This is a genomic window from Waltera acetigignens (genome assembly GCF_025567015.1).
Taxonomy (GTDB): Bacteria; Bacillota; Clostridia; order Lachnospirales; family Lachnospiraceae; genus Acetatifactor; species Acetatifactor acetigignens.
The window spans coordinates 179,783-197,841 of the sequence record NZ_JAOQJO010000004.1 but is presented as its reverse complement, the minus strand read 5'-3'; the positions used below and the strand labels follow the sequence as shown (position 1 = coordinate 197,841).

The 18,059-nt window shown below is 48.8% G+C and carries 16 protein-coding genes; 12 read left to right on the top strand and 4 right to left on the bottom strand.

Annotated features, from left to right (window positions below):
* Positions 1–233: 233 nt before the first annotated feature.
* The 10 genes from OCV96_RS06465 (at position 234) to OCV96_RS06420 (ending at position 11,009) form a co-directional block, all read left to right on the top strand.
* Positions 234–557, top strand: coding sequence for a DUF6110 family protein (locus OCV96_RS06465; RefSeq protein ID WP_227064580.1), 324 nt, complete (start codon positions 234–236; stop codon positions 555–557).
* A 71-nt stretch (positions 558–628) separates the two neighbouring features.
* Positions 629–2,716 (top strand): heavy metal translocating P-type ATPase, encoded by a 2,088-nt coding sequence (locus OCV96_RS06460; protein WP_262593881.1) that lies wholly within the window; start codon positions 629–631, stop codon positions 2,714–2,716.
* A gap of 215 nt (positions 2,717–2,931) precedes the next feature.
* Complete coding sequence (gene sufC / locus OCV96_RS06455; RefSeq protein WP_227732954.1) at positions 2,932–3,678, top strand: Fe-S cluster assembly ATPase SufC; 747 nt, start codon at positions 2,932–2,934, stop codon at positions 3,676–3,678.
* A 17-nt stretch (positions 3,679–3,695) separates the two neighbouring features.
* Positions 3,696–5,108: a Fe-S cluster assembly protein SufB gene (gene sufB, locus OCV96_RS06450; RefSeq protein WP_262593880.1), complete on the top strand. Its 1,413-nt coding sequence runs from the start codon at positions 3,696–3,698 to the stop codon at positions 5,106–5,108.
* A 25-nt stretch (positions 5,109–5,133) separates the two neighbouring features.
* Complete coding sequence (locus OCV96_RS06445) at positions 5,134–6,234, top strand: SufB/SufD family protein (RefSeq protein ID WP_262593879.1); 1,101 nt, start codon at positions 5,134–5,136, stop codon at positions 6,232–6,234.
* A 16-nt stretch (positions 6,235–6,250) separates the two neighbouring features.
* Positions 6,251–7,474 (top strand): aminotransferase class V-fold PLP-dependent enzyme, encoded by a 1,224-nt coding sequence (locus OCV96_RS06440; RefSeq protein ID WP_262593878.1) that lies wholly within the window; start codon positions 6,251–6,253, stop codon positions 7,472–7,474.
* Positions 7,464–7,895, top strand: a complete 432-nt coding sequence (gene sufU / locus OCV96_RS06435) for a Fe-S cluster assembly sulfur transfer protein SufU (RefSeq protein ID WP_022311782.1) — start codon at positions 7,464–7,466, stop codon at positions 7,893–7,895. Before OCV96_RS06440 ends, sufU begins: the two co-directional genes overlap by 11 nt.
* A 109-nt stretch (positions 7,896–8,004) precedes the next feature.
* On the top strand, positions 8,005–8,322 hold the full coding sequence (locus OCV96_RS06430; RefSeq protein ID WP_117464798.1) for a DUF1622 domain-containing protein: 318 nt from the start codon (positions 8,005–8,007) through the stop codon (positions 8,320–8,322).
* 294 nt (positions 8,323–8,616) lie between these two features.
* On the top strand, positions 8,617–9,129 hold the full coding sequence (locus OCV96_RS06425; RefSeq protein ID WP_022311781.1) for a DUF8052 family protein: 513 nt from the start codon (positions 8,617–8,619) through the stop codon (positions 9,127–9,129).
* Positions 9,130–9,275: 146 nt separating this feature from the next.
* Positions 9,276–11,009, top strand: coding sequence for a carbon starvation CstA family protein (locus tag OCV96_RS06420; RefSeq protein ID WP_118502179.1), 1,734 nt, complete (start codon positions 9,276–9,278; stop codon positions 11,007–11,009).
* 142 nt (positions 11,010–11,151) lie between these two features.
* Here OCV96_RS06420 and OCV96_RS06415 read toward each other — a convergent pair whose 3' ends face one another.
* The 4 genes from OCV96_RS06415 to OCV96_RS06400 form a co-directional block, all read right to left on the bottom strand.
* Complete coding sequence (locus OCV96_RS06415; RefSeq protein ID WP_262593877.1) at positions 11,152–13,077, bottom strand: EAL domain-containing protein; 1,926 nt, start codon at positions 13,075–13,077, stop codon at positions 11,152–11,154.
* Between the two features lie 144 nt (positions 13,078–13,221).
* A complete protein-coding gene (locus OCV96_RS06410) occupies positions 13,222–14,064 on the bottom strand; it encodes a DegV family protein (protein WP_262593876.1) in 843 nt (280 codons plus the stop codon).
* A gap of 153 nt (positions 14,065–14,217) precedes the next feature.
* The gene (locus OCV96_RS06405; RefSeq protein WP_262593875.1) at positions 14,218–14,688 is read right to left on the bottom strand and encodes a MarR family winged helix-turn-helix transcriptional regulator; all 471 of its coding nucleotides are present in this window, start codon (positions 14,686–14,688) and stop codon (positions 14,218–14,220) included.
* Between the two features lie 131 nt (positions 14,689–14,819).
* Entirely contained in the window at positions 14,820–15,347 is a 528-nt protein-coding gene (locus OCV96_RS06400) for a hypothetical protein (RefSeq protein ID WP_227732959.1), read from the bottom strand.
* A gap of 358 nt (positions 15,348–15,705) precedes the next feature.
* Here OCV96_RS06400 and OCV96_RS06395 point away from each other — a divergent pair, with 358 nt between their 5' ends.
* Together OCV96_RS06395 and OCV96_RS06390 are read left to right on the top strand one after the other, a co-directional pair.
* On the top strand, positions 15,706–16,830 hold the full coding sequence (locus tag OCV96_RS06395) for a 5' nucleotidase, NT5C type (RefSeq protein WP_022311775.1): 1,125 nt from the start codon (positions 15,706–15,708) through the stop codon (positions 16,828–16,830).
* An 82-nt stretch (positions 16,831–16,912) separates the two neighbouring features.
* Positions 16,913–17,995, top strand: coding sequence for a GntR family transcriptional regulator (locus OCV96_RS06390; protein ID WP_262593874.1), 1,083 nt, complete (start codon positions 16,913–16,915; stop codon positions 17,993–17,995).
* The last annotated feature ends 64 nt before the right edge of the window (positions 17,996–18,059 follow it).

Below are 18,059 nucleotides of genomic sequence, written 5' to 3'. Positions count from 1 at the left end.
AAGTACACACTTTTTGAACCCAAAACAAGAAAAACGCTTCTGGAGTGCTGACCAAAAGCGTTTTGTCTACAGTCTGAGGTCAGTGGATTTTGATCCACTGGCCTTTTGTGTTTTTTGATAAATGATAAAATTTTTCATTAAACGAAAAAAGCTGGAAATAGGAAAAACAGGTGCTTATAATATTCATTCATAAATAGAATAAACAAAAGACTTCACACAGGAGGAAATGAATTATGTTGAAATGTTTAAAAAAGATTGATAAAGCTAAAACCGGTATCTTCGCAGCAGGCGTTCTGTTCGGAACCGCAGGTATCAAAGTACTGTCCAGCAAGGATGCGAAGAAGCTGTACACCAACTGCACCGCAGCAGTTCTGCGCGCAAAAGAGTGTGTCATGAAGACTGCGACCACCATCCAGGAGAACGCAGAGGATATCTACGCAGAAGCTCAGCAGATCAACGAGGAGAGAGCAGCACAGGCAGCTCAGGAGTTTGACGGCGAAGCAGAAGCAGCAAAGTCTGCAGATGCAGATACCGATTGGACCCCTGAACTTCAGTAAGTTGAATAGATAACAGACACCTGCATGCTTCGGCATCGCAGGTGTTTTCATGAAAGCAGGCATAAGAAAATATGAGATTTGTGATCAAGCATGAGATAAAGGGGAGACTCAGGGTTCACATTCAGCAGAGCCGCATGAGTTTTGCACAGGCAGATACACTGCAATACTATCTGGACGGACAGAGTAATATTGTCAGCGCCAAAATTCAGGAGCGCACCCTGGATGTTACGGTAGTCTATACCGGTTCCAGGGAGGAAGCACTGAAGACACTGGAGGATTTTACATATCAGGGTACGGAAGTGCCGGAGAACTATCTGGCCAATTCCGGCAGAGAGATGAACCGGGAATATAAGGATCAGCTGATCAATAAAGTGGTAATGCATTATGGGATCAGACTGTTTCTGCCCATGGACATCCGTTCCGTGATCACCACAGTGAAGTCTTTCAAATATCTCTGGCATGGAATCAAGACCCTGGCAAAGGGGAAGATCGAAGTGCCGGTACTGGATGCCACTGCTATCGGCGTATCCGTGCTGCGCGGTGATTACAACACCGCAGGCTCTGTGATGTTCCTGTTAGGCATCGGCGAGATCCTGGAAGAGTGGACGCACAAAAAGTCTGTCGGTGATCTGGCGAGGAGCATGTCCTTAAACATTGACAAGGTATGGGTTGTGAGCAACGGACAGGAGATCCTGGTGCCGTCCACATCCATTAAGTCAGGAGATCTGGTAAGGATCCACATGGGTAATGTGATTCCTTTTGACGGCACAGTGACGGATGGAGAAGGTATGGTGAATCAGGCATCTCTGACCGGAGAATCCGTTCCGGTGAGAAAAATTCCCGGTGGAACTGTCTATGCCGGAACTGTGGTAGAAGAAGGTGAGCTGACTATCTGTGTGAAAGAAAACGGCGGCTCCAGCAAATATGAGAAGATCATGACCATGATAGAGGAATCCGAGAAGCTGAAATCCTCTCTGGAGGGTAAGGCAGAGCACCTGGCAGATAAGCTGGTACCCTATACTTTCTTAGGCACCGGTCTGGTATGGCTGTTCACACGGAATGTGACCAAGGCATTATCCGTGCTGATGGTGGATTTCTCCTGCGCATTGAAGTTGTCTATGCCGTTAGCAGTATTGTCTGCGATCCGTGAGGCAAGCACCTATGAGATCACGGTGAAGGGCGGCAAATACTTAGAGGCTATGGCAGATGCCACCACCATTGTATTTGACAAGACCGGAACCCTGACCAAGGCACAGCCTACCGTGGCGGATGTGGTATCCTTTAACGGACAACCCGCAGAGGAACTGCTTCGGATCGCTGCCTGCCTGGAGGAGCATTTCCCGCATTCCATGGCAAAGGCAGTGGTGCGTGAAGCGGCCCGCAAGGAGCTGGTACATGAAGAACTGCATACCAAAGTGGAATATATTGTAGCTCATGGAATCTCTTCCACTCTGGAAGGCAAGAAGATCATCATCGGCAGCTACCATTTCGTATTTGAGGATGAGCAGGCACAGATTCCGGAGGGCAGACAGGAGCTGTTCGACCAGCTGCCTGAGGAATACTCCCGCCTGTATATGGCAATTGACGGCAAGCTGGCTGCAGTGATCTGCATCGAGGATCCTCTCAGAGAAGAGGCTCCGGAGGTTATCCGACAGCTGAAGAGTCTCGGAATCCACAAGGTAGTCATGATGACAGGAGACAGCGACCGTATCGCTGGGGCAATTGCGGGTACCGTCGGCGTGGATGAGTATTATTCCGAGGTGTTGCCGGAGGACAAAGCAAGGTTCGTGGAGCATGAGAAGCAGGCAGGTCATAAAGTCATTATGATCGGTGACGGCATCAACGATTCCCCGGCATTGTCTGCGGCAGATGTTGGTATTGCCATCAGCGAGGGTGCACAGATCGCCAGAGAGATCGCGGATGTGACCATCGGCGCAGACAATCTGTATGAAGTGGCTACCCTGAAGGAATTGAGCAACTCTCTGATGGAGCGGATCCATAAAAATTACCGCATGATCGTAGGGATCAACACCGGACTGATCATTTTAGGTGTGGCAGGAATCATTCCTCCCACTACGTCCGCTCTTCTGCATAATACATCTACCCTGTGGATCAGCACCAAGAGCATGAAGAACCTTCTGGACAAAGAAGAAGTATAAAGAAAAAAACATAGGCCATTGTAAGGGGAAGGATGAGTTCCCCTTGCAGTGGCCTGCATTTTGCTCTATAGTAAGTTTGGACTAACCACAAAGTGTAATACAATTTGCCGAGAATGTACGGTACTTTTGTAGGAATTATATGTTGCATATTTGCAGATGCGTGTATATAATGATATAGTAATTCCTAGTTGGACGCTAGAGATAGGAGGTAGTATATGTCAGAACAATTATTACAGGTGCGTAACTTGTCCGTAAGTGTAGAGGACAAGCCCATCCTTCATGGAATAGATTTAGAGGTTCGCCCCGGAGAGACCCATGTCCTCATGGGACCCAACGGTGCGGGCAAATCCACATTGGGTTACACCATCATGGGAAGCCCCCGGTATGAGGTGACCGGTGGTGAGATCCTGTTCAAAGGGAAGGAATTATTAGAGGAAACTGCAGACCAGAGAGCGAAGGATGGTATTTTCCTGTCTTTCCAGAATCCCCTGGAGGTACCCGGAGTATCGCTTCGGAATTTCATCCGTAATGCCGTGGAACAGAGAAGCGGTTCCCGTATCAAGCTGTGGACCTTCAAAAAGGAACTGGAGCAGGCCATGGAAGTATTGCAGATGGATCCTTCTTATGGTGACCGTGATCTGAACGTGGGATTCTCCGGCGGTGAGAAGAAAAAGGCGGAGATCTTACAGTTACTTATGTTAAAACCCTCACTGGCAATCTTGGATGAGACCGATTCCGGACTGGATGTGGATGCGGTACGTACGGTATCCAAGGGTGTGGAAGAGTACCAGAAGGACAAAAAGGGTGCGCTGTTGATTATTACCCACAGCACCAGAATTTTAGAGTCTCTCCATGTGGACAAGACCCATGTACTGGTGAATGGTAAGATCGTGGCATCCGGCGACGCTGCCCTGGTAGACGAGATCAACGAGCATGGTTTCGAGCGTTTTCTGGAAGCATAAGGAGGTTGACGATCTGAATGAGTGAACGTGAAAAGACATACGTGGAAGACGTCAACAGAAGCATTTATGATATCCGTAATGAGGAGAAGGACGTCTATCGTATTAAAAAGGGACTGACTCCCGATATTGTGGCGGAGATTTCCGAGAAAAAGAAGGATCCCGCATGGATGGCAAATTTCAGATTACAGTCTCTGCAGATCTATAATGAGATGGAAGTCCCCGACTGGGGTCCCTCTATTGAGGGGCTGAACATGGAAGATATTGTGACTTATGTCAAGCCCAATACCCATATGAGTGCCAAATGGTCCGAGGTGCCGGAGGACATCAAGGATACTTTTGAAAAACTGGGAATTCCCCAGGCGGAGCGGAAGTCCCTCGCCGGTGTGGGCGCCCAGTACGATTCCGAGCTGGTATATCACAATGTCAGGGAAGAAGTGGCAGCCCAGGGCGTAGTCTATACCGATATGGAGAGTGCCCTGAATGGGGAATATGCGGATATGGTGCGGAAGCATTTCATGAAGCTGGTGCCCCCCAGAGACCACAAATTCGCAGCACTGCACGGTGCTGTGTGGTCCGGCGGCTCCTTCGTATATGTTCCCCCCGGAGTGTCTGTGACGATCCCCTTGCAGTCTTATTTTCGACTGAACGCACCGGGAGCCGGACAGTTCGAGCATACCCTGATCATTGTGGACGAGGGTGCATACCTGCATTTTATCGAAGGCTGTTCCGCCCCGAAGTACAACGTGGCGAACCTCCATGCCGGCTGTGTGGAGCTGTTCGTGGGGAAAAATGCAAAACTGCGTTACTCCACCATCGAGAACTGGTCCAAGAACATGTACAATCTGAATACCAAGCGGGCGTTGGTGGAAGAAGGCGGTACCATAGAATGGGTATCCGGTTCCTTCGGATCCCACGTATCCTATCTCTATCCCATGAGCGTGCTGAACGGTAAGGGAGCGAGAGCGGAATTTACCGGTATTACTTTCGCCGGAGCCGGACAGAATCTGGATACCGGTACGAAAGTGGTTCACAATGCACCGGAGACCACTTCTTATATCAACACGAAGTCTATCTCCAAGGATGGCGGAATCAGTACCTTCCGAAGCTCCGTAGTGGTGAAGAACAGTGCGGCAAAGAGTAAATCCGCCGTATCCTGCCAGTCCCTGATGCTGGACGACAAGTCCCGCTCCGATACCATCCCGGCAATGGATATCCGTACCCAGGATGCCGATATCGGGCATGAGGCGAAGATCGGCAGGATCAGCGACGAGGCAGTGTTCTATCTGATGTCCCGAGGTATCTCCGAAGAGGACGCCAGAGCCATGATCGTCAGCGGCTTCGCGGACAATGTATCGAAGGAGCTGCCGTTGGAATATGCGGTAGAGATGAACAACCTGATCCGCCTGGAGATGAAAGGCAGCATCGGTTAATGTGGCAGGAGGAATGGAGATCAGTATGGAAAAAGAATATAATATGACCATTAACAGACTGCCGGCGAAGACCTGGAACTGGCTTCGCATGAACGAGACGCAGTTGGAAAAGATAGAAGTACCTACGGCAGGAGGGGTAAAGGTAAGCCTGCCGGAAAAAATAACAACAGCAGAAAATGAGGGATCCCAGCCCTGGAATGCGGATTTTGCAGGCATCCCATCCGGCATGGGAGAGGACATGGACGGTCTTCTGACAGCAGCGGGAGTGAAGGCACAACATTATGAGGTGTCTGAGAAAACCACAGAAGCACAGCCGTTGCTGTTGGATTATACCTACGTACAAAATAGTTTACAGGCCGGTGCCGTAGCAGTGAGAGCCCGGAAAAACAGTGAAATCACTGTGATCCAGGATTTTGCTTCCGACAGGGAGGTAGCAGGGCAGGCGGCAGTATCCACCAGACTGCATCTGGAAGAGGGAGCGAAGATCCGCCTGATCCAGATTCAGAGACTGGGCAATGGATTTACCTTTATGAATGATATCGGAGCCCTGTGTGAAGAGAAGGCTTCCCTGGAAGTGATCCAGCTGATCCTCGGCGGAAAGAATACTTACCTTGGATGCAAGACTACCTTACAGGGCAGAGAGAGCAGCCTGAATGCCGACACCGCTTATATCGTGGGCGGTGACGGAAGACTGGATATGAACTATGTAGCTGTGCATGAAGGCAAAAAGACCCAGAGCAATATGCAGGCCGGCGGCGTTCTGCGGGATCATGCTTTCAAGCTGTATCGTGGCACCATTGATTTCAAATGGGGGGCTAAAGGCGCAGTAGGCAATGAAAAAGAGGATGTACTGTTATTATCCAACGATGTGGTGAACCAGACCATTCCCCTGATCCTCTGTGCGGAGGAAGATGTGGAAGGCAATCACGGTGCCACCATCGGTAAGCTGGATGATGAGCTGCTGTTCTACCTGGAGAGCCGCGGCATGAACAGAGAGCAGATCTATGAGATGATGGCTATGGCCAAGGTGGATGCGGTCTGCCGCAAGATTCCTGATGCAGCTACACGGGCTAAGGTACAGGAGTTCCTTGGCAGAGCCGGGGAAGAAGAGGAAGCGGAAGAGTAAGATAACAGGAGGAAGTATGACGACTTCAATCAGCGAGATCCGTAAGGATTTTCCTCTGCTTATGAGTAACGATGTGATTTATCTGGACACGGCGGCGACTTCCCAGAAGCCGTCCTGTGTTCTGGAGGCAGAGAGAACATTTTATGAAAAATACAATGCCAATCCCCTGCGCGGATTATACGAGCTGGGAGAGGCGGCAACCGAAAAATACGAAGAAGCCAGAGAGACGGTCCGGGAGTTTTTAAATGCCAGAGAGGCGGCGGAGATCGTTTTCGTCCGCAATGCCACGGAAGGCTTGAATCTGGTGGCCTACAGTTTCGGCTCACTGGTACTGAAACCGGGAGATGAGATCCTGGTGAGCATTATGGAGCACCACAGCAATCTCCTGCCCTGGCAGCAGGCAGCAGCTAGAACAGGAGCTGTGGTAAAATATCTGGAGTGTACCGAGGATGGAAAATATACCGAAGAAGCATTCCGCGCGGCTCTGAGTGATCGGACGAAGGTTGTGGCCATGACCCAGGTATCCAATGTACTGGGCTGCAAAAATGATATCAAGCGTTTTGCGCAGCTGGCACATGAGGCAGGCGCTTATTTCGTGGCAGACGGAGCCCAGAGCGTTCCCCATATGGCAGTGGATGTACAGGATCTGGATGTGGATTTTTTGGCATTTTCCGGACACAAGATGTATGCTCCCATGGGAATTGGTGCGTTATATGCGAAGAGAGAACTGTTGGAGCAGATGCCTCCTTTCCTGTGCGGCGGGGAAATGATCGATTCCGTCAGCCGTACTGGAGCCGTGTGGGCGGAAGTGCCACATAAGTTCGAAGCAGGAACGGTAAACGGTGCCGGAGCCTATGCACTGGCAGAGGCAATCCGGTATGTGCAGAAGATCGGTTTTGACTTTATCGAAGAGAGAGAAGCGAAGCTGACAGCCATGCTGATGGATGGCATGAAAGAGATTCCCGCAGTACACATTCTGGGCTCACAGAAAGCTGAAGACCATCACGGCATTGTGACCTTCAAACTGGACGGTGTGCATCCCCATGATGTGGCTTCTATTTTGGATGCGGATCATATCGCGGTCCGGGCGGGACATCATTGTGCCCAGCCGTTATTGCAACATTTGAAAGTATTGTCCACCACCAGAGTAAGCCTGGGTGTCTACAATACGGAAGAAGAGATTCAGGCATTTTTAGAAAGCCTTGCAAAGATAAGGAGACAGATGGGCTATGGAGAATAAGACATTTTATAATGAAATCCTGACGGAGCACAATCTGCATCCGTATCACAAGCACAAGCTGGAGGATGCGAATCTGGTGTTGGAGGGCGTTAATCCCAGCTGTGGTGATGACATTTTTCTGGAGCTGAAAGTGGAGGATGGTGTGGTAGTTGACGGTGCCTTCGAAGGCGACGGCTGTGCCATTTCCCAGGCTTCCGCGGACATGATGCTGGAGCTGGTCATTGGCAGAAGCAAGGAGGAAGCGTTGCATCTGGCAGACCTGTTCCTCAAGATGATCAAGGGAAGTATTACCGAGGAAGAGCGGGACGAACTGGAGGAAGCCTCCGTATTGCAGGATATCGCCCACATGCCTGCCAGGGTAAAATGCGCGGTGCTTGGCTGGCATACTATGCAGGAATTATTGAAAACAGAAGAAAAATAGCTGATAAAAAGATAAAGATACATCTTGCACGCCCTTTTTGGATACGCTACAATGAAAAAAGAAGTGTAAGAAAAGCGGGGGGCTGTGCATGTTCCACATAGAGCTTATCATTGAATTCCTGGAAAACGTGATGAACAATATTGTCCAGGTGGCAATACTGTTCTTTGAATTTGTCGGAGTGATCGTTATTATTCTCTCCGGTCTGAAAGGGTTTTATAATTATGTGCGGCGGGTGCCGGATATGAAGATCACCCTGGCGCAGGGGCTTGCTGTAGGGCTGGAATTCAAGTTGTGCAGTGAGATCCTTAAGACCGTTATTGTCAGAGACTGGAAGGAGATCGTTACCGTAGCCGGTATCATCGGACTTCGTGCGGCACTGACTTTCCTGATCCATTGGGAGATCAAGGAAGAGAAGAATCATTCCTAAAAATCGGCAGCTGATGAAAATCGGCTGCTTTTTTTTAGAATGATTTCCGGTTACCCAACAAAAGTCAATAAGTTTATCCAGATAAAGAGATTAAATTTGTAATGGTATATAGGTTAAATTTGCACCTTGGAAAAAAGCTGTCAGAGGACTAACATATAACGATAAAGTATGTATTTATAAAAAAGTGTAAAGAAATGCTAAAAAATCCGTTGCATTTGACACTTCGACGTGCTAAAGCTATCGATAGCATGAACGTAAATGTAATCGATTACGCATGCTTAAAAGGAAAGCAGAATGGAATTACAAAAGACACTTACTCCCGGGGAAGCGCTGGAACGCGTCCTGCGATCTTATCAGACCTACTACAATATCAAAACAGAGGCTGTAGAACCGCCATTCGCAGCCGAAGCAATCTTCGGATCCCATAATGAGCAGTACTTTCTGATCAAGAAAGCTAAGGTGGCAGATATTGACACCAACGAGACTGTGTATTTTGCCACAGAGGAATCTTTATCAAAGGATCGCCTTCTGGAACTGGACTCCATCGCCTGGGAACGGGGAACTGCCAACGTGCAGCCCTCATCCAATCATCGGAACAGCGATGTTGTCCTGATCATTCTGACCGGTCATGCAGAGGAGGATGCGCTTACACAGGTGAAAAAGTGCAAGCATTATCAGAGTTACCTCTGGGGATTTCATGGCTGGAGTAATTACCGTTTGATTGTCGCCGAGTTATCTTCGGGTCGGATCGTCCACAACCGCCACGGACAGATTCTGAAGAAGCTCGTGAAAAAGGCAATACAGTAAATACAAGGGACATGTGAGGAAGCAGTAATTTACAAAGTAAATTAACGGATTCCGAACAGTTTTAGAATTGCGAGAGCGGATTTTAGTGGAGCAATTCGTGTATTTGCGAAAAATTAAATCTGTGTATAAGAAAAGGAGAAACACAAATGACAGCATTATTAATTGTTTTGGCCGCTATCGTATTATTGTTTATCGGCTATGTGTTCTATGGCTCCTGGCTGGCAAAACAGTGGGGCATTGATCCTACCAAGAAGACTCCTGCTATTGAGAAGGAGGATGGTGTAGACTATGTTGCAGCAAAGCCCGCCGTACTTATGGGACATCATTTTTCCTCTATCGCCGGAGCAGGCCCGATCAACGGACCGATCCAGGCTTCCATCTTCGGATGGGTTCCCGTATTCCTGTGGTGTATTATCGGTGGTATTTTCTTCGGCGGTCTGCAGGACTTCGGATCTTTATTCGCATCTATCAGACATGACGGTAAATCTGTAGGTGAGATCATCGAGGATTCCATGGGATCCAGAGCAAAGAAGCTTTTTATCATCTTCGCACTTCTGGTATTGATCCTGGTAATCGCTTCCTTCGTTAACATCGTGGCAGGTACTTTCCTGACTGTGGCAGACGAAGCCGGCAAGACCGCTTTCGGTTTTGTGACCAATCCTACCGGTAACCAGTCTACCGCTATGATCTCTTTGTTATTTATCGTTCTGGCTGTTATTTATGGTTATGTGACCAACAGAATGGGCGTCAAGACTCTGCCCGCTACCATCGGTGGTATCATCGGTATCGTAGCTATTACTGTTTTAGGTCTGAACGTTGGTTTTGCCATGAACCGTATCGCATGGATCGTATTTGTAGGTGTTTACATCGCAGTGGCTTCCCTGGTTCCCGTATGGATCCTGTTACAGCCCCGTGACTACCTGTCCAGTTTCCTGCTGTATGCTATGATCGGTCTGGCGTTCATCGGTGTGGTTGCAGGTGCTTTCACCGGTACTGTTGCTTTCGATATTCCAGCTTTCACCAGCTGGGAGCCCAAGGCAGGACAGACCCTGTTCCCTATGCTGTTCATCACTGTAGCATGTGGTGCATGTTCCGGTTTCCACAGCCTGATCGCTACCGGTACTTCTTCCAAGCAGTTAGCTAACGAGAAGGATGCCAAGGCAATCGGTTACGGCTCCATGCTGATCGAGTCTGCTCTGGGTATCATCGCTCTGGTAGCAGTCGGTGCAGTATATCAGAAGTACTTAAACGGTGAGTTCGGATCTCCCGCAGCTGCATTCGCTGCAGGTATCGCATCCATGTTCGGTACCGAGACTTCCAAGGCATATGGCACCATTTACGCACTATTAACTCTGTCTGTATCCGTATTCGCGCTGACCAGTCTGGATACCGGTACCCGTCTGAGCCGTTTCATGTTCTCCGAGCTGTTCCTGAAGGAAGGCGAGGCTACCTACAAGGATGCCAAGGGCGCACGTAAAGTGCTGGCTCATCCTCTGTTCGGTACTGTTTCTATGGTACTGATCGGTTGTATCCTGGGTGGTCTGTCTCTGAGCCAGATCTGGGGTCTGTTCGGTGCAGCCAACCAGTTGCTGGCAGGTATCGCACTGATGGCAGTAGCTGCATGGCTGGGTGAAGTTGGTAAGAACAACAAGATGTTCTACTTCCCTATGGTATTCATGCTTGCTGCAACTCTGACCAGCCTGGTGATCACTGTAATCAACAAGTGTAAGGCTATCGGCGCCGGCACCGCTGCATGGGGTGACTGGTTCCAGCTGTTCTTCGCAACTGCAATGGCAGTGCTGGCAATCTTCCTGGTAGTGGAAGGTGCACAGACCTTCGCTAAGCAGATGAAAGAGAAGAAGGCTAAGAAGGCTGCTTAATATAAGCGCAAGATACAAAAGATAAATAAAGTTTAGCAAAGAGAAATCCCGGAGACTGTGAAAGGCCTTCGGGATTTTTATTGTGTATGCGGGGACCGCAGAAGCGGTGTCCGGAATAATAATGGATGCGGCAATCGCAATATCAGCCCCGCGTAAGGAACCGGGGCAATTCTTCAATGGGAATCGGCTTGGAGAACTTATAGCCCTGTAAATAATCTGCATGACTGATGATACACAGTTCTTCCTGGGCATCGGTCTCTACACCTTCGTACAGTACCTTGTAACCCAGACGCTCAAAGGCGGTAGAGAAGTAATCCAGCATGAAGCGGGAATTGGCATCCTGATCCGCCATCAGTAAAAGGCTTCTGTCGAATTTGACCACATCCAGTTTCAGGCTTAAGATCCGGTCGAAAGTGGAATAACCGGTTCCAAAATCATCCAGATAAGTACATACCCCCAACTGTTTGAACTCACTGACGCATTCCTGTACCAGTTCGTATTCCGTATCGTTCTGGGACTCCGTAAACTCAACGGCAATGGTGTGGAAGTCGATTCCGGTGGCTCGTACGATGGATTTGAATTCTTCCATGAAGTCCTTTTCGCCCAGCTCTTCCACAGAAAGATTTACGGATACACGGGAGATCTGATAGCCCTCATCTTGCATCTGCTTGATCTGCCTACAGGTCTTATTCAGAATGATCATGCTGAGGCGGTGGATGTAGCCGTATTTTTCTGCCAGAGGAATAAAACGATCCGGGAATACCAGTCCTGTCTGTGGCAGACGCAAACGCATCAGGGATTCTGCGGTATCGTAAGTACCCGTGTGGACATTCCGTACCGGCTGACAATAGACCAGAACGCGTTCGTCATCTAAGGAGCCGTGTTCCGCAATATCCTTCAACTGGGACTTGATATAATGCATTTCTTTATAAGTCTGGTAATCTTCTTCCCCGAAGACACGATAGGAATTCTGCGCTACTTTTTCGGAAAAGTAATTGAATACCTCGTAGAACTGTTCCAGATTCTCACAAAAGTCCAGATGGTCGAAGAGTACCAGCTTGTAGGGAAGCTTATATTCTTCATAATATTTCTGGAACACCTTTTTAATCAGGGATACTGCCCTTTCTGTGGCATCCGGGATATTGTGGCTGTCCACTGCCAGTACGAAGAAGCTGGTGGAAGGATTGAACAACATACCCTTTCGAAAATAATCCGTCCAGAAGCTGTAGAACAGCTTTCCCATTTCCTCTGTCATGACGTATTCGAAATCCATGTCAAAGCGCAGGCACAGGTAGTAGGTATCCTGAGCGGTCTGTCGCTGCTGGCGCAGATATTCATCCAAGGATGCGGAACCCAGGGCACCGGTCTTCGGGTCGTAGGCGTTGGCATGGAGCATGTACAATACCACCAGAAGCGGCAGAAAATAGGTTGTGGCCAGGAAAGAAGTCGTATTCATGGCAGCTTCCATGACTACAATCAATCCACAGACCGTCTCAGTAAATATCAGCATATGGAACAGTGCGGTAGGAAGTCTGCGGCGGTAGCGAACCAACAGAAAGAGGATCACCGCCAGATACAGAAGATATCCGACCATAAAAGGAGTGGACAGGATATTTTCATACCAGATTCCGTAATGATCCTGATGAAATCCCCAGCCGGTCAGAGGAGATGCCAGATCGGCAACTCCGGTCACCACAAGGATGGCGAAGGACAGAAAGGTATATTTCCTGCCGATATTTTTCGGGAAGACGATCAGTATTTTCAGGTAAGCAATATAGAGACAGAACAGGGACAGAAGACTGATATGGTAGACGGCCCGGAGGATCCAGAGTAGGGTGTTCTGTCTGGAAAAAAGGTCGGCATAATAAAAGGCGATATTGGAAACTGCGGCAATGAAAAGCAGGGCAAAACAGGACTTGAAGATCCGAAAGGTCCGGCTCTGTTTAATGAAAGTCTGTCGGATCAGTAACAATGCCAGAAGACACATAACCACCAACAGAAAATCTGCCACGGGAGAGTAACTGTGGATGACGATATGATTTGTGGATAGTAACAGGTTCAACCCCATAAAAATTCTCCTCTCTGGTAATGTAGAAAATGAACAAACAATATAAAATGATTTTACAATATACCATAAGAGGAGAAATTTGTCAGTGGGGCAGCTGTGGGAAATTAGTCCTATTTTGAGCAAATGGGAAAAATTGTAATAGATTTAATGTTCGAAGAATGCAACGGCAACAGCACCCGGGCCCACATGGGTTCCGATGGTGGCACCCAGAGTGCTGACGGGAAGCTCCTTGGCATAATCCTTCCAGAGATGCTCACTGTCGTGAATGTATTTCTGTAAAAGTTCGTCACTCAGACCGGTATAGCCCAGACAGAAGGGCTTGGAGAAGTCCACGCCGTCCGCTTTTTCAATTTCACGGATGAGGAAGTTACTGCCGTTTTTGGAACCACGGGCTTTTCCCAGCATAATGATCTCACCGTCTACGACTGCTACCACGGGCTTGATGGCCAGAGCACCCCCGATGAATGCCACAGTGGGGGAGATACGGCCCCCTTTTTTCAAGTATTCCAGAGTGTCTAAGAGTCCCATGGTGTGGATCTTATGCTTTTGCTCTTGTAGAACGCTTACGATCTCTTCCGCGGTCATTCCCTGCTTTTTCAGCTGCAGACCGTATTCTACCAGAATCTGTTCCCCAATGGTGGCATTCAGACTGTCTACGACGAAGACTTTGCCTTCATAATCCTCGGCAGCGATCCGGGCACTCTGGCAGGTGCCGGACAGCTTGCTGGAAATAGTAACCACAATGACAGTTTCTCCGGCCGATACAGCTTTTTCGTAGGCTTCTTCGAAGACTGCGGGAGATACCAGACTGGTGGTGGGCAGAGTATCACATTCGATCAGTTTCTCATAGAATTCCTTATGACTGATGGTGACACCGTCAGCATATTCCTCCTCACCGAAGCGGATATGCAGGGGGAGAATCGTGACGTCCTCTCTTGAATTGTTCATATCGGATGCGGAGTCCGTGATAAAACGTATTTTTTCCATAATTGTTTCCTGTACTTTCTATATATAGTTATGATGAATATTCTTTCGGGCGGAAATGCGCCGGGGCATCCATCGGGATGGACATACGACATCGTTCATGTCACCTTGCTGTTAATTCTGTTGGAAAGCCGGTCAGGGTGAGTTGCGGATGGATCATTTCTCTGTGGGATGCTTGGCAGAAAACTCTGTAAGATACTGCTCCAGATTATGGGAGATCCGTTCCAGAGAGTCATAGAGATTCAACCGTTGTTCTTCCGTCATGCCATCACCGCCGTGAGCCAGTGCGGAATAGATCCGGGAACTGATCTTTTTGACTACAGTATTGCCTTCTTCTGTCAGATAATACAGTGTGCGGTAGGAACGTTTATGTTCCGGCAGCTCGCAGGACACCAGCCCCTTGGAACTCAACTGGCTTAAGGTACGGGAGATGGCGGCCTTGTCTTCCTTACACAGCTCCGTCAGCTGCGTGGCGGTCAGCCCTTCCGGGTGCTTTCCCAGATAATACAGACACATGGTATAACCGGCTTTTAAGTCCATCTGTCCCATTTCCAGTTCTTTTAATTTTTGCAGATAACGGTGCAATTCTGTGATAGATACCACAAATCTTTCAAAACGATCCTGCATGAAGGTTCCTCCTGTAAAATGTTGACACTGCAACAACTTTATGAAGTGTAACACAAGGATGTTGATAAGTCAACAAAAAGAAGGGCAAAAAAATACCTTATCCATTAAGATAAGGTACTGATAAGAATAAACTATGCAATTTCCAGCCGCTGCTTTATTTTTCGGACATCATTTTCCAATACATTAAGCCGGACGCGAACCAGTTCATCATCTTCTTTTACTTTTAAGGCCCGGTCGAATTTTCTGGATAAATCTAAATGAGCTTCTGCAATTGTACAGATATTACGACTGACTTCATTCTCAAGAGTCAACTCCATATTGGTAAGGCGATTCGCCATAGAGAGCTGACCGGATTCCAGATTGGCAAGGCGCTGTTCCATGGCAATCTGACCGGATTCCAGATTGGTAAGGCGCTGTTCCATGGCAATCTGACCGGATTCCAGATTGGAAACACGTTGTTCCAAAGAATCGAATCTTTGCTCCAGTGAATCAAGTCGCTGCTCCACCCTGTCGAGTCGCTGTTCGACCTTATCAAGTCGCTGCTCCACCCTGTCGAGTCGCTGTTCGACCTTATCAAGTCGTTGCTCCACCCTGCCCAGTCGTTGGTCTATACTTTCTAATTTAATTACTATCGTCTCTAATAATTCCCGGTTGGTCATGAATTCTCCTCCTGTACATGTATACTAGCACAGTTCAAAAGTGCTGACAATTGGGCAATATAGAGAAAAAAGCGATTGTGCATTATTACAACAAAAAATATGATAAATGGATGATAAGCCCCAAAAACATGATATATCCAAGGAAAAAGAGTACGGCAAAATAAACAATGCCGATTGGAACGGTAGAAGAGCCAGAGAGAGCGGCTGCGGTATGGATTGTACTGCGTATTCGTTTATGCTATGCTAAATAGCAGAAGTATTCCGGAAACGGGAATGCACAATGTGCAAAAAGCATAATGCACTAAAATCACATGGTGTGATAGATCGCATTGAACATAGAAAGAGTGAGGACTACAGCATGCTCAGACCCAGCATCGGTATTGATTGGGACGATGTTACCGCCCCGTTTAACAGTATCGCCATCCGTATGGCAAATGAAAAATATCATCCGAAGGAACCTTATCGCATGGAGGAAATCACTTCCTGGGCCAACGAAGGGCGGACTTCGGTGATCAAAGAATTCTATAACGATCCGGAACTGTACCGGAGGCAGATCCCGACCGAGGAGACGAAACGAGGGATCCGCAGACTGATGCAGATCGCGGATGTTTTTTTCATTACTGCGGTGTCACCACATTTTATGGGAGTGCGGGCAGAACAGATCATGACCCAGTTCCCGGAGCTTCCACCGGAAAATATTATTCTGGGAAGTGCCAAGGATCGTGTCCATTTTGATATTGTGCTGGATGATGCCATCCACAATATTCTGGAGAGCAAGGCGGAGTATCCGGTGCTGATGCGGAAGCCCTGGAATGCCAAAATGACGGGGCTGTTGTCCGTAAATACCATGGCGGAATTTGTCTCTCTGGTGAAGCAGATCATGAAAGCATCCACTTCTAAGACAGAGAAGATCACTGCTCCGGCGGTGCTGGCCCTGGTGGGGCCGTCCGGCTCCGGCAAACGGGAGATTACGGAAGCTTTGTGCGGTAGCCGCGGGACAGGCACAAGCGAAAGGACAGAGAGTGGGGAGATTTTTGTCCGCCCGGTGAACTACTGCACGGAACCGGGGCGCTACGGCCACAAGTACGTCCCGGAGGAAGCCTTCGACCGGATGAACTTTTTTGAAAAAACGGCTTATGCCGGGGTACGGTACGGCACCAGAAAGGAAGACATTCAGACCTTGCTGGATCAGGGAAAGTTTGCGGTGATCCCCGTGGATATGTGCGGTGCCATTGCCATGAAGCGTTCCTTTCCCACCCATATTATCTATGTGGCGAGAGATAAAGAAAAGCTGATCGCCGATATCATTGATTCCGACTATGACACCGAGGAAAAGACACTTCGGATCCTGTCTATCGATGCGGAGAAGCGTAATCGCAAGATCTGTGATTATGTGATCCATAATGATACCATAGAAGGGGAACGTGTCAGCGGAGAGGAAGAAATCCGGCGGCTGATCCTGCTGGAAGGCGAAAAATACTGAAATGTACCGGGGAGCGATACCCGGAAAACGGAATAGAGTTGTACAAAACCGGATAGAGAAGGAGCGGGGCGGACGGATACGTATGGAAGAAAAACGGCTGAAATACTATAAAATGCATCATGATTTACAGGAACAGATCCGACTGGGAGAACTGCGCAGCGGTGACCGTGTTCCCTCGGAGAACCAGCTGGCCGCCGCTTATCAGGTGAGCCGCCAGACCGTCCGCAAGGCACTGGCCATTCTGGAACAGGAGGGATACATCTATGCGGTACACGGGAAAGGCACCTTTGTGTCGGAGCGGGTCCGCCCGGAGCATAAGTCTCACAACATTGCCGTGGTGACCACCTATCTGTCGGATTATATTTTTCCCCGGGTTATTCAGGGCATCGATGAAGTTCTTACGGCACAGGGGTATAGCATTTTATTAAAAAATACAAGAAACTCCCGGAGCCAGGAGGCACGGTGTCTGGAGGAACTGTTGCAGAAGGATATCGACGGGGTCATCATCGAACCCAGTAAGAGCCAGATCAGCTGCAGACATCTGCATCTGTATGAGCGGCTGGAAGAATACGGAATTCCCTATGTGTTTATTCAAGGCTGCTTCGACCAGATGGAAGACAAGCCCCAGGTGCTGATGGACGATTGCAGGGGAGGTCATCTGATCACAAAATATCTCCTGGATACCGGGCATCGCGATATTGCCGGAGTGTTCAAGGCAGATGACATCCAGGGACAGAACCGTCACCGGGGCTATGTACAGGCCCTGCAGGAAGCAGGTGTCCTCTACGATCCGGACAAGGTGATCTGGTTCCATACAGAGGATCGTAAAGTCCACCCACAGGAGGGAATCCGGCGTCTGATCTCCAAGGGAACCAGACTCGACAGTGTGGTCTGTTACAATGACCAGATCGCCATGCAGGTCATCCCGACGCTGACGGCCCGGGGGATTCGCATCCCGGAGGACATTTCCGTCACCGGTTATGACAATTCCTACATGGCCATCGGCGGAGGTTTTCAACTGACCACTATCGTTCATCCCCAGGAAAAACTGGGAGAAATGGCGGCACAGCTGTTACTGTCACTGCTTCATGGGGAATCTCTGGGACCGGAAGAGAGAAAGATTCTCATCCAGCCAGAGCTTGTCGTAGGAAATACAACTTGTTAGCAGAAGCATACAAGTTGTAATATAGTAATATCGAAATTGTATGATGCCAGGGTCAAAAGGTCTA